The organism is Enterococcus mundtii (genome assembly GCF_013394305.1).
GTDB lineage: Bacteria > Bacillota > Bacilli > Lactobacillales > Enterococcaceae > Enterococcus_B > Enterococcus_B pernyi.
Genome location: NZ_AP019810.1, coordinates 138784 through 151681, shown reverse-complemented (window position 1 = coordinate 151681; position 12898 = coordinate 138784). Strand labels below are relative to the sequence as shown.

The window sequence follows — 12898 nt, the reverse complement described above, 5'->3', positions numbered from 1 at the left end:
TGCTATCTCTAAAACAAGCCAGTTTCCCAAATGTATGGAAGAAACAATCAACACCGGAAGGGTAAAATTAAAATCCCTCGATTAGTTGCTGAAAGTCTATACTTAATGGTATATACTATATATAAAATAAATAGAAAGCTTAGCTCTCGACAAGAAAGATTTTCTTGATTTTACTCATCCTACAAACAGGATAAAAGACGATAAAAGTTGCTCTTTCATTTTTTAACCGTTCAACTTTTAGACGTTTGACTTTTGGTGTCAGAACGAATCGACTGTTTGATGAATGATATGTAGTTAGAAAGTAGGTAATAAAGTGAAAAAACAAGCGGTTTTCCAAGATATAGCTGAAAAAATTGCACAACGAGTCAATGATGGAACTTACGTGACCAGTCAAAAGTTACCTTCAGATTATGATTTAGCGGAAGAATTTCAATGCAGTCGACTGACGGTGCGCAAAGCAATTGATCTTTTGATCAGTCAAAATATTTTAGTGAAAGAAAGAGGAAAAGGAACTTATGTTATGAAGCAACCGAAGATCCAAAGCGGTTCCGGTGGCTTACAAAGTTTTACTGAAACTGCCAAGGCTCAAGGAAAAAAGACCCGGACAGAAGTATTGCAAGTTGGAATCGTAAAAGAGGTACCGCTGAAGATTCGCCAGATGTTCGCTGACTATGGAAATGAAGCCATGGTTTATCTGTCTCGTTTACGTTACTTTGATGATGAACCAATGACAGTGGAAAACCTCTATATACTAAAACGTTATTTGCAAAATGAAAGTGGTGAGATCCCTCAAGCTCAGCTGGCATCTTCATTGTATGAAATAATTGAAGAAAACATTGAGATTGGCTACGCGCATCAAGAAGTTGAAGCAGTTATAAGTCCGCCAGATATTGCCAAGTTATTGCATGTATCAGAAGATGATCCAATGCTTCTCGTCCATTCGATGACTTATTCTCCTTCTGCTAAACCGATATTGTTCGACACGTCTTTTTATCGTGCAGATCAATATACGTTTAAGAATACATTGATACGTCAAAAATAAGAGGTGAAAAATGGATCAAATCAACACAGCAATCGAAGAGAATTGGCTGGATTTTCTGGATTTACTCAAACAAGTCATGCAAGTTCCTAGTGTTAAATCAAAAGCTGGACCAGGAGCACCCTTTGGTATAGAAGCACGCTCGGTTCTTTCTTTGGTCATGGACAAAAGTGCCGGATATGGGTTCCAAACAAAAGTAATTGATGATGCGATCGGCTATGCCCAGTGGGGAAATGATGGAAGTGAGTATATCGGGGTTCTGGGACATCTCGATGTTGTCCCTGCTGGTCAAGGATGGGAGTTTCCACCGTTTGATCTCAGTGAGAAAAAGGATCGTTTTTATGGTCGAGGAATATTAGACAACAAAGGGCCTATCATTTGTTGTCTGTATGGCATGAAACTATTAAAAGACCTAGGTCACCAGCCAAAAAAGAATCTGCGGATCATCTTTGGAACGGATGAAGAAAGTGGCATGTCAGATATTTCTCATTACTTAGCCGAGGAAAGCCCTCCGTCATTTGGTTTCACGCCCGATTGTAAATATCCTGTGATCTATGGCGAACGTGGTATCGTAAATGTTGTACTCCACTTTACTTTACCTGAAGAGGAACATCAACAAATCAGTCGATTCGAAGGGGACCAGTTCCGTGATCATGTTCCAGACCAATTGCACGTGAGAATTGCCAAAAAAGAAATAAGCGCCAGTGGTAAACGAGCACCAAGTAACGCGCCTGAGTTAGGAGAAAATGCTATCACGATCTTGGCGACAAAACTAACTGAAGAACGAATGATCCCGCCAGTTGCACAGGGTCATTTCCGCTGGATTTGTCAAAGCTTTCATCAAAAACATTTTGGAGAAGGGATCGATTTAGCGTTTGAAGACGAAGATTCAGGCAAGTTGATTTTGACACCTGTTGTGCTGCAAAAGTCTCCAGAAGGCTTGCTAGTAGAAATTGCCTTACGTTACCCGGTGACCGTATCAGAAAAACAAGTCGTGTCACGTTTGAAAAACCAATTGCCTTTAGGTGTTGATTTAGAAGTCGTTCGTAGTATTCCTGGATTTTGTCGGACGGAAGAGTCAAAAAAAATCGATATACTTTCAACAATCTATCATCAAGTCACCGGTAATGATCCTAAACCAGTGACAACAACAGGCGCCACGTATGCGCGTAAAATGCCGAATATCTTAGCATTTGGCCCTTCATTTCCAGGGCAAAAAGGAATTGCCCATACGGCGAATGAATATATGGATTCCGCAGATTTAAGAACAAATTTAGAAATCTACATGCGCAGCCTCCAAGCATTAACAGAATAAAACATTCAGATAGAATAAACAATTGAAAAATAAATTTCATGTAAAACGAGTTTCTAATAAAACGATGAGTTTTAAAAAGAAACTCGTTTTTTAGTATAGACATAATAGTATATACCATATAGAATATACTTGAAAGCGCTACAAATGTTAGGCGATGGAGGGAAAAAAATGTGGGGAATGATTGCAACCTGGCGCATGGCACATGAAGGTGTCTTGGCCGCTAAACAACAATTAGAAGCACAGTTTTCATGTAAAGATGCTGTGGAAACGGCGATCAAAGTGGTAGAAGATTATCCATTTTATAAATCCGTTGGTTATGGTGGGTTACCAAATGAAAAAGGGATCGTAGAAATGGATGCTGCTTTTATGGATGGAGAAACATTTAAGATTGGTGCAGTTGCTGGGATTACTGATGTAGCCAATCCGATTTCTGTTGCTCGGCAATTAAGCGCTGAAAAATTCAATAGTTTTCGAGTAGGGCAAGGAGCAACAGAATATGCAATGCTATCTGGTTTTGAACGAAAAAATATGTTAACGGCACGTGCAAAAAAAATATGGGAACAACGAGTAAAAGAAATCGCCACGTTGAATTTAGATCCTTATGATGGCCATGATACGGTCGGAGTTGTCGCGCTCGATACGCAACAACAGATGGCAGTAGGAACATCCAGTTCCGGTTTGTTTATGAAAAAACATGGACGTGTAGGAGATTCGCCATTATCTGGGTCGGGATTTTATGTGGATAGTACGATTGGCGGTGCAGCAGCTACAGGCTTAGGGGAAGATCTTATGAAGGGCTGTCTCTCTTATGAAATCGTTCGATTGATGGGGAATGGATGTACGCCACAAGTGGCTTGTGATCGAGCCGTTTATGGATTTGATGAGCGATTGCGCAAACGTTATGGCAAAGCGGGGGCGTTCTCGTTAATAGCATTAGATAAATATGGCGAATGGGGGGTAGCTACGAACGTTGAATTTACATTTAGTGTTGCAACGATGGCTCAAGAACCAGCAATTTTCATGGCCAACCCTGGTCCAGATCAGACGACAGTGATCACACCAATCACGCAAGAATGGCTTGATGCCTATGAAGCACGTATCAAAGCACCAATTTAACAGCGAATCGGATAAACGGTTAACAAGAATAAAATGGAGGAATAAATATGACAACTAAAAAAATTTATTTGTTTTGTGAAGCAGGAATGTCAACAAGTATTATGGTCAATAAAATGATGGACGTCGTCAGAAAACACAAAATGCCATTAGAAATTGCCGCTTTTCCTGCGATCCATGCGGAAGAAAAAGTCGCACAAGAAAAACCTGTGGCTATTTTATTAGGGCCTCAAGTCCGTCATTTAGCGAGTAAAATGAAAGAAACGTTTGACCCAATGGGGATTCCTGTTGGCACGATTGCTCCAGAAACATATGGCATGATGGACGGAGAAAAAGCGTTGAAAGATGTCTTGGGTTTGATAAAAAAATCAAAAGCGACAAAGTAGAGTGACAAAATGAGATTTTCGATCGAAGAATTATGTCCTCAAACAAAAATAAAGCAACTGGATGGGAGGAAGAAACATGCAAAAATTTTTGGATTGGTTAGAACGTGTGTTAACACCAATGGCGAAAACAATCGGTGAAAACAAGTATTTGATTGCGATTCGTGATGGTTTTTTGCTATCAACACCCTTATTGATCGTAGGATCGCTCTTTTTAGTTTTGACTAATTTTCCAATTCCAAATTGGAATGAAACGATGAGCCATATTCTCGGAGATAACTGGTCAACGATGTTGAATATGCCTGCCACGGCAAGTTTTGATATTATGACGATTTTAGCAGTTGGGGGTATTGGCTATAGTCTGGCAAAACAATTTAAAGTAGATGCCATGCAAGCGGCAATTATTTCATTGGTCGCTTTTTTTATCGTGACCCCTTTTACAACCCTGTTTACACCAGAAGGCTCCACTGAAGTCTATGAAGTAGGAAGCTTGCCATTACGTTGGATGGGCTCTAGTGGCCTGTTCTTAGGGATGGTCGTGGCTTTGGTTGCTACCCGATTCTTTGTCGCTTTATTACGTAAAGGTTGGACGATCAAAATGCCAGAAGGTGTGCCACCAACCGTCGTACAATCCTTTGAAGCGTTGATCCCAAGTTTTGTGATTGTTACTCTTTTTATGATTGTCAATTGGTTGGCCAATCTAACCTCATATGGTAATTTACAAGAAATACTATTTAAGTTCCTACAAACTCCTTTACTTAGCTTAGGAAATACTCTAGGCGCGATGATCATAGCCTACTTATTCTTGCACTTTTTTTGGTTTTTCGGTATCAACGGTTCGAGTGTGGTTGGGGCAGTATTCAATCCGATTTTACGAGCACTATCCGTTGAAAATTTAGATGCTTTCAAAAATGGCGCAGATATACCAAATATCATCACAGGTCAATTTCAAGATATGTTTGCTACTTTTGGTGGTGGGGGATCTACGCTTTCATTGATTCTAGTCATGATTCTAGTATGCAAAAGCCAACGAGTGAAAAAACTGTCGCAATTGTCACTAGTACCAGGGATTTTTGGAATCAATGAACCGATTATTTTTGGTTTACCAATTGTTTTAAATCCAGTCTTACTTATTCCATTTGCACTCGTACCCACGATCAATATCATCATTTCCTATTTTTGTATGGATTTAGGATTAGTAAACTATACAAATGGTATTCAACTGCCGTGGACAACACCACCGATCATCTCTGGCTTCTTAGTTAGTGGGTGGCAGGCATCTGTTTTGCAAGCATTACTGATCCTACTAGGAATGGCTATTTATTATCCTTTTATCAAAGTGCTAGATAATCAGTATTTAAAAGAAGAAGCAGAGGCGATACAGGAAGAAGAAGAAATCGATTTTGACGAATTCGATTTTGATGATTTATAGGAAAAGAGGCCGTAGGAATGAAAAAAATAGTCTTGATTCTCAATCATTTAACTGCAGGCTTGGGCAGTGATGAAAATGCCCAGCTATCTCCTGGAGGCAAAAAAACAGCCCTTGGACCTGGGCGTACCTTAAATCCACTTTTTTCAAGAGCACGATACAGAAATCATTGCTACATTGTATTGTGGTGATCAGTATTATCTCGATCACCAAGAAGAGGTGAATAAAAAATTTGTAGGATTTGCCAAAAAATTTAGTGCAGATGCTGTTCTTTGTGGACCCGCGATGCATTATGCTAATTTTGGCATGATGGCAGCCCAATTAGCCTTGGCCTTCAGCGAACAAGGAATTCCCAGTGTAGCAGCGATGTCTGAAGAGAATCCTGCCTTTGCCATTTACACTGAAAAGATCAACATAATCAAAATGCCTAAAAAAGGCGGAATTGGTTTAAATGATTCATATAAAAATATCAGTCACTTTATTTCAACCCTCGCTCATCAAAATCAATCATCATGACTAGATTTCGATGAATCAACTAGTTTGTGCTAAGCAATCATCAGAAATAAATACCTCTAGGTCGGAATAGAATCAACCTCTAGAATTAAGGGTAACAATCACGAAATTGTTCTATAAATGCTTGTGGTTGTTGCCCTTATTTTATAGAGGTTTTTTTTTTGACGTTTATTTGGTATAGAGTGACAGACAAAATTTACCGTAACTTTTGTCTCAAATTTTTTAATAATCGAGAGTATAATCTTTGACCAAAGCTGACCAAATGAGTATAATAATCATGTAAAGGTTAAAGAAAACGAGACTTTAGACGGATGTTATAGACGTTAGAGAAAGTTATAGTTGACTTTGACCAAACAACTTCTACTACAGGAGGGAAATATATGAATAGTGAAAAAATGACAACTACGCTCCAAGAAGCGATTGCAGAAGCACAACAAGTAGCGATGACAAGAAAACATCAAGAAATCGACATCGTTCATTTATGGAAGATCTTTTTACAGCCAAATCATTTTGGCCGTAATCTATATACAGATGCAGGTATCGATGCAGATGCGTTTGAACAAGAGATTGATCGAGTGTTAGATGAGTATCCAACAGTCTCAGGCAGCAATGTCCAATACGGACAAAATCTTAGTCAAAATCTTTTTCATTTATTGAATGAAGCGGATCAATTGAGAGAAAGTTTTGGTGATGAATTCTTATCCACTGAGATCGTGCTATTAGCTTTAATGAAATTAAAAAATTATCCACTGACTGTTTATTTGACAAAACAGGGACTGAATGAAAAAGAATTGCGTAAAAATATCGAAGACATGCGGGGAGGAGAGCGTGTGACCTCAAAAAATCAAGAAGAACAATATAAAGCGTTAGAAAAATATGGTGTCGATCTCATCCAACAAGTTCGTAGTGGCAAAATGGACCCGATCATTGGCCGAGATGAAGAAATTCGTGATGTGATCCGGATCTTGTCACGTAAAACTAAAAACAACCCTGTGTTGATCGGGGAACCTGGTGTTGGTAAAACAGCGATCGTTGAAGGATTAGCGCAACGTATCGTTCGCAAAGATGTACCAGAAAACTTAAAAGATAAAACCATTTTTTCTTTAGATATGGGTGCCTTGATTGCTGGAGCAAAATTCCGTGGGGAGTTTGAAGAACGCTTAAAAGCAGTCTTGAAAGAAGTGAAGAAAAGCGATGGACGGATCATCTTGTTCATCGATGAGATCCACAATATCGTCGGTGCAGGAAAAACGGAAGGTAGTATGGATGCCGGTAACTTGCTTAAACCGATGTTAGCTCGTGGGGAACTTCATTTGATCGGGGCGACTACTTTAGATGAATACCGCCAATACATGGAAAAGGACAAAGCGTTAGAGCGCCGTTTCCAAAAAGTATTAGTGAAGGAACCAACTGTTGAAGATACGATCAGTATTCTTCGAGGATTGAAAGAGCGTTTTGAGATCCACCATAGCGTCAATATCCATGACAATGCCTTGGTTGCGGCAGCTACATTATCCGATCGCTATATCACAGACCGCTTTTTACCTGATAAAGCCATTGATTTGATCGATGAAGCAAGTGCTACGATCCGAGTAGAAATGAATTCCATGCCAACGGAATTAGATCAAGTGACTCGTCGTTTGATGCAGTTGGAGATCGAAGAAGCAGCTTTGAAGAAAGAATCTGATGATGCAAGTAAAAAACGTTTGAAGAACTTACAAGAAGAATTAGCCGATCTTCGAGAAGAAGCCAATGCGATGAAGATGCAGTGGGAAACTGAAAAAGAAGAAGTAAATACCGTTTCTTCTAAACGTGCAGAAATCGATAAGGCAAAACATGAATTAGAAGACGCAGAAAACAATTATGATCTTGAGCGTGCTGCTGTTTTGCGTCATGGTACCATTCCACAATTAGAGAAAGAACTAGCAGAACTTGAAGCAAAAACAAAAGACAGTGATATCAAGATGGTACAAGAATCTGTCACTGAAAATGAAATTGCGCAAGTTGTAGGTCGTTTAACAGGGATTCCAGTAACAAAACTCGTGGAAGGTGAACGCGAAAAACTAATCAAGTTGAATGAAACACTTCATAAACGTGTCATTGGGCAAGATGAAGCGGTAGACGCAGTGAGTGATGCGGTCATTCGTTCTCGTGCGGGATTACAAGATCCAAATCGACCATTGGGTTCATTCTTATTCTTAGGACCAACTGGTGTCGGTAAAACCGAACTAGCAAAAGCTTTAGCAGAAAACTTGTTTGATTCTGAAGAGCATATGGTGCGGATCGATATGAGTGAATACATGGAAAAACATGCCGTTTCTCGTTTAGTTGGTGCGCCTCCAGGCTACATTGGCTACGAAGAAGGTGGACAGCTAACAGAGGCTGTGCGACGAAACCCATATACGATCGTTTTGCTCGATGAAATTGAAAAGGCACATCCAGACGTCTTCAATATTTTATTACAAGTATTAGACGATGGTCGTTTGACGGATTCCAAAGGTCGTCTCGTTGACTTTAAAAACACGGTGATGATCATGACAAGCAATATCGGTTCTCAATTATTGTTAGAAGGTGTCACTCCAGAAGGAACTATTCCAGAAGAAGTCGAAGAACAAGTGCGAACGCTCCTTCGTAGTCATTTCAAACCAGAATTCTTGAATCGTATTGATGACACGATCCTCTTTACGCCATTAAGTCTAAACAATGTCAAAGGGATCGTTGACAAAATGATTTCTCATTTGGCACATCGTTTAGAACATCAAGAAATCATTTTGGAAATCAGTGACGAAGCAAAAACATGGATTGCAGAAAATGCGTACGAGCCTGCATACGGTGCTCGTCCATTGAAACGATTCATCACAAAAGAAGTTGAAACGCCTTTGGCTAAAGAAATCGTAGCTGGTAAAATCATGCCAAAATCGAAAGTAACGATCACTTTGTTTGATCACCACTTGGCATTCGCAACTGAAAACTTACCCGAAGATGAATCATAAGAAACGCTTGTACCACCCTTATACATGACAGAAGGGGAAAGCATTACCTGTCAAAGTAAAAGACTATTACTAATAGTCTGCACTTTGACAGGTATTTTTTTCGTCTATACTTAATAAACAATTACATGGTTCATTGAAGGACCAGAACTAGAAAATGAATGGTGGTCGTCAAGTTAACGGCTAAACCTATGATTTACTGTATTCAAAACGGTAAAAGTAAGTGTTTTCATAAATCGGTAGACAAGCTAAGATAGGAAATGTAGATGAGGTGATAGTGTGATGATCAAGGAACGAGAAAAAGCAATCATTCAATATATTTTGATGAACGAACATACGACGGTCACAAAAATAGCGAAACACATGAATTTATCGAATAAAACAGTTTCACAATCATTAAAATTGATCGATGAACTATTTAGCGGAACAACCATCGAACTAATTAGAAAACCACGAGTTGGTGTTTCGATCAACGGTGATCCAAACGAAGTACTAAGTGGGCTTGATACGACGACAATGGTAACAGTTCCAGCTTCTAAAAAAGAACGTATCCAATTCCTCTGTTTTGAACTCTTGAAAAAAAAGACCTATTTCACTCGCCAAGAACTACAAGATACACTATTTATCAGCAAATCGACATTAGAAGGTGATATGAACCAAGTCCATGAGATTTTCCGCCATTTCAACGTTAGCATCGATCGCCTGCCTGGTAAAGGTTCATTTCTAAACTTATCAGAGCAAGAAAAAAGACGCTTAGCATTTGATCTAATCTACTATTTTTGGGGTAGTAATTGGAAAATCACCAAAAAGAATCAACTATATCTACACTCGATCCAAGGGATTCCTCCTTTTGTCAATGAGTTCATCGACATGAAGAACATCACATTAGTTGATACATTATTGCAGGAATACCTAAAAGAGGCACAAATAAGGTTGAATGATACGACCTACCATTCATTATTGCTCCATCTGTTGATTATGATTGATCGCGTAAGAGAAGATAACTATTTAGAAAGTGAAGGAGTATTTGGAAAAGTCAGAGAAAATAAACCATTTGATTTATTCATTCGAAAATTAGAAAAAACTTTCTTATTGACACTACCTTCTTCTGAAGTCCGTTATATTCTCTTACACTTAGAAGGTGATACATTGCTTGAACAAACGAAGCAAATGCATGAAGTGACAGATGAACACATTCGACAATTGATTCACGAAAATGTAACCCTTTACAACGAAAGTATCATTTTAGGGTTAGTTACGCACATCAAAGAAGCAGTCTTGCGTATCAAAAAAGGATTATTGATCCATAATCCTTTTTTACAAGATGTGAAGAAAAACTTTCCTGTGGCTTTTACAGAAGCCATCCAATTAGCGAATGCCTTAAGCCAAGATTTTTCCATCAACGTCCCAGAAGATGAAGTCGCTTTTCTTGCTGTCCATATCCAAGCAATGAAAGAGCAAAAAGAAGAAAAACATCAAAAGAAAGTCAGTGTCTTACTTGTTTGTAGCAGTGGCAAAGGCACCTCACAACTCTTGGCTGCCCGACTTCGTAGAAATTATGAGAAGATCGAAATTTCTAGGATACTTTCGATCCAAGAGTTGATGCAGACATCGATCGATGAAGATCTGGTGATATCGACTGTCAACTTGAACCTAGAGACGATACCAACGATCAATGTTTCACCGGTTCTCAACAAATTAGAACGTCAGAAAATCGAGCAATTTTTAAAAAATGCCCAAAATAAACCAATCAAAACAACGAATCACTTTGGGAAGTTGATCAAAGATGACTTGATCTTTTTGGATCATTCATTCACAGACTATCAAGAAGTGATCCAATTCGTAGGACAACAATTGATTAAAAAAGGATACGCAGAAGAAAAAATCATCTCTTCTTCTTTAGAAAGAGAACAGCTTTCTTTTACCTCTTTTGGAAAATTTGCAACACCACACGGGGTCCCTAAATATGTTAAAAAATCGGCGATCGTCTTTTTACGATTAGCTAATGAATTGATGTGGGGAGAAACGAAAGTCAAATATTTATTTTTCATCTGTATTAAAGATGAAACAGCACAAGAGCTGGAAGAAATCTATGATGTCATGCTAGAGATCATCGAATCTGGTGAAAAAAACTATTTGTTAAAGGGAACAAAAAATGAGATCAAAAACTATTTGAAAGAGGAATTTTAATATGAGCATTGCAACTTTACTACCTTCTGATCATATTTTTTTAGATATGGAGAGTACAACCAAAGAAGAAACGATTCGTCAATTAGGGGAAGTTCTAACGAATAACGGCTTAATCAACAACAAAGAAGCATATATCCAGTCTGTATTAGAAAGAGAAGAACATTCGACGACAGGCATTGGGAACAATATTGCCATTCCTCATGGGAAAAGTGAAGTAGTCAGTGAGCCAGCAATTGTTTTTGCTAGATTGAAACAACCAATCGATTGGCAATCATTAGATGAAGAGCCAGTCTTTGTGGTCATATTATTGGCGATCCCAGAGTCACAAAAAGGGGATACTCATCTAAAGATCTTATCTGAAATTGCGATGAAATTGATGGATGATGACATTACGGCACAGTTAAAAAATGAGACAGATAAACAACAAATCGCGAAACTATTATGCGAATAAACAAATGAAAAGAGGAAAAAGAGATGAAAAGAAAAATTATCGCAGTTACAGCCTGTGCTACAGGGGTCGCTCATACGTATATGGCAGCCCAAGCACTTAAAAAAGCAGCAGCAAAACGTGGAGATTTGATCAAAGTGGAAACACAAGGAGCAACAGGTATCGAAAATGAATTGACTGAAAAAGACTGCAACATTGGCGAAGTCGTTATTTTTGCAGTGGATACAAAAGTGAGAAATGAAGAGCGTTTCAAAGGAAAAACAATCTTAAAAGTACCAGTCGCAGCACCAATCAAGAATGCCGAAAAAGTCATCGAAGAAGCTTTAGGAATGATCGACTAATCAATTAATCAGTGGGGGAGAAAGTAAATGAAAAAAATAGCAAGTGAAATCAAAAATCATGTTTTAACAGGAATTTCTTATATGATACCTTTGGTAATCGCTGGAGCGGTCATCATGGCCATTTCTCGTGTGGGTGGTTCATTTTACGGGATTGTTGATATTTGGGACGGTTCTCATGGCGAGAGTGGTAATGCAATCATTCGTTTATTGCATAGTTTAGATGGCTTCGGTGGCACAGCCCTTGGTTTGATGTTCCCAGTGATTTCCGCATTTATTGCCTATTCGATCTCAGACAAATTAGGAATTGCTCCTGGTTTAATTGGTGGGATGCTAGTGAAAGATATCAATGCAGGCTTTTTAGGCGCCATCGTTTCTGGTCTGATTGCTGGTTATGCGTGCTTGTTGATCAAAAACAAAATCAAATTGCCAAAATCAATGGCATCCGTTGTACCAGTATTTCTAGTACCAGTATTAGGCACATTGATCACCGTTCTATTAGTCAATTATGTGATTGGGACGCCATTTGCAGCATTGAACGTTGGTTTAGAATCATGGTTGAACGGTTTAAGTGGTGGGAATGCCATCGTTATGGCAGCGGTCGTTGGCGCAATGGTTGGATTTGACTTAGGTGGACCAGTCAATAAAGCGGCTGTGACCACAGCAATGGCACTATTGACTAGTAATGTTTATGCACCAAATACTGCGGCACAAGTGGCCATCATCATTCCACCCATCGGATTAGGGTTAGCCACGATCTTTGCGAAAAATAAATACAACAATGAATTAAAAGAAGCTGGGAAATCAGCTGTGATCATGGGGCTTGTCGGTATTTCTGAAGGAGCGATCCCGTTTGCCGTTGAAAATCCATTGAAAGTTATCCCGATCAATATGATTGGTTCTGCTTTAGGTTCTGCGCTGGCAGTTGGTTTAGGGGCAGTGAACACTGCACCGATCTCAGGATTCTATGGCTGGTTCACCGTAGAAAAATGGCCGATCTATGTACTTTCGATCGCTACAGGTGCGTTGTTTATCGCGATCCTAACTAGCGTGCTACGTTCAAAAGATGCTGGACAAGAAGTAGAATCAGCAGTTGAAGAATTTGATGAAGCTGCTTGGGAAGAACAATGGGAAGCGTAA

10 protein-coding genes and 1 pseudogene are annotated in these 12898 nt (G+C 39.1%); all 11 read left to right on the top strand.

The features are described from left to right. Window positions 1–313 precede the first annotated feature (313 nt). The 11 genes and pseudogenes from HZ311_RS00760 (at window position 314) to HZ311_RS00710 (ending at window position 12898) form a co-directional block, all read left to right on the top strand. The gene (locus tag HZ311_RS00760; RefSeq protein ID WP_010735324.1) at window positions 314–1042 is read left to right on the top strand and encodes a GntR family transcriptional regulator, LSA1692 subfamily; all 729 of its coding nucleotides are present in this window, start codon (window positions 314–316) and stop codon (window positions 1040–1042) included. A 10-nt stretch (window positions 1043–1052) separates the two neighbouring features. Beyond that, window positions 1053–2354: a Sapep family Mn(2+)-dependent dipeptidase gene (locus HZ311_RS00755; protein ID WP_023519761.1), complete on the top strand. Its 1302-nt coding sequence runs from the start codon at window positions 1053–1055 to the stop codon at window positions 2352–2354. 168 nt (window positions 2355–2522) lie between these two features. After that, complete coding sequence (locus HZ311_RS00750) at window positions 2523–3470, top strand: N(4)-(beta-N-acetylglucosaminyl)-L-asparaginase (RefSeq protein ID WP_023519760.1); 948 nt, start codon at window positions 2523–2525, stop codon at window positions 3468–3470. Window positions 3471–3517: 47 nt separating this feature from the next. Continuing rightward, window positions 3518–3853, top strand: coding sequence for a PTS sugar transporter subunit IIB (locus HZ311_RS00745; protein WP_010735328.1), 336 nt, complete (start codon window positions 3518–3520; stop codon window positions 3851–3853). Window positions 3854–3929: 76 nt separating this feature from the next. Beyond that, window positions 3930–5282, top strand: coding sequence for a PTS cellobiose transporter subunit IIC (gene celB / locus HZ311_RS00740; RefSeq protein ID WP_010735329.1), 1353 nt, complete (start codon window positions 3930–3932; stop codon window positions 5280–5282). 17 nt (window positions 5283–5299) lie between these two features. Beyond that, window positions 5300–5795, top strand: a pseudogene (locus HZ311_RS00735) (GrdB-related putative oxidoreductase). Between the two features lie 377 nt (window positions 5796–6172). Continuing rightward, a complete protein-coding gene (clpB, locus tag HZ311_RS00730; RefSeq protein ID WP_023519757.1) occupies window positions 6173–8785 on the top strand; it encodes an ATP-dependent chaperone ClpB in 2613 nt (870 codons plus the stop codon). Between the two features lie 279 nt (window positions 8786–9064). Next, a complete protein-coding gene (locus tag HZ311_RS00725; protein WP_041684207.1) occupies window positions 9065–10972 on the top strand; it encodes a BglG family transcription antiterminator in 1908 nt (635 codons plus the stop codon). 1 nt (window position 10973) lies between these two features. Next, window positions 10974–11423 carry a PTS sugar transporter subunit IIA gene (locus HZ311_RS00720; protein WP_023519755.1) on the top strand — a complete coding sequence of 150 codons (450 nt, stop codon included), beginning with the start codon at window positions 10974–10976 and terminating at the stop codon, window positions 11421–11423. A 23-nt stretch (window positions 11424–11446) separates the two neighbouring features. Beyond that, window positions 11447–11761 carry a PTS fructose transporter subunit IIB gene (locus HZ311_RS00715; RefSeq protein ID WP_010735334.1) on the top strand — a complete coding sequence of 105 codons (315 nt, stop codon included), beginning with the start codon at window positions 11447–11449 and terminating at the stop codon, window positions 11759–11761. Window positions 11762–11788: 27 nt separating this feature from the next. After that, window positions 11789–12898 (top strand): PTS fructose transporter subunit IIC, encoded by a 1110-nt coding sequence (locus HZ311_RS00710; protein WP_023519754.1) that lies wholly within the window; start codon window positions 11789–11791, stop codon window positions 12896–12898.

Bases quoted from the DNA above. Each gene is read 5' to 3' on its own strand.
- HZ311_RS00745 (WP_010735328.1), top strand. From the start codon at position 3,518: ATGACAACTAAAAAAATTTATTTGTTTTGTGAAGCAGGAATGTCAACA.
- clpB (WP_023519757.1), top strand. From the start codon at position 6,173: ATGAATAGTGAAAAAATGACAACTACGCTCCAAGAAGCGATTGCAGAA.
- celB (WP_010735329.1), top strand. From the start codon at position 3,930: ATGCAAAAATTTTTGGATTGGTTAGAACGTGTGTTAACACCAATGGCG.
- HZ311_RS00725 (WP_041684207.1), top strand. From the start codon at position 9,065: ATGATCAAGGAACGAGAAAAAGCAATCATTCAATATATTTTGATGAAC.
- HZ311_RS00710 (WP_023519754.1), top strand. From the start codon at position 11,789: ATGAAAAAAATAGCAAGTGAAATCAAAAATCATGTTTTAACAGGAATT.
- HZ311_RS00720 (WP_023519755.1), top strand. From the start codon at position 10,974: ATGAGCATTGCAACTTTACTACCTTCTGATCATATTTTTTTAGATATG.
- HZ311_RS00750 (WP_023519760.1), top strand. From the start codon at position 2,523: ATGTGGGGAATGATTGCAACCTGGCGCATGGCACATGAAGGTGTCTTG.
- HZ311_RS00755 (WP_023519761.1), top strand. From the start codon at position 1,053: ATGGATCAAATCAACACAGCAATCGAAGAGAATTGGCTGGATTTTCTG.
- HZ311_RS00715 (WP_010735334.1), top strand. From the start codon at position 11,447: ATGAAAAGAAAAATTATCGCAGTTACAGCCTGTGCTACAGGGGTCGCT.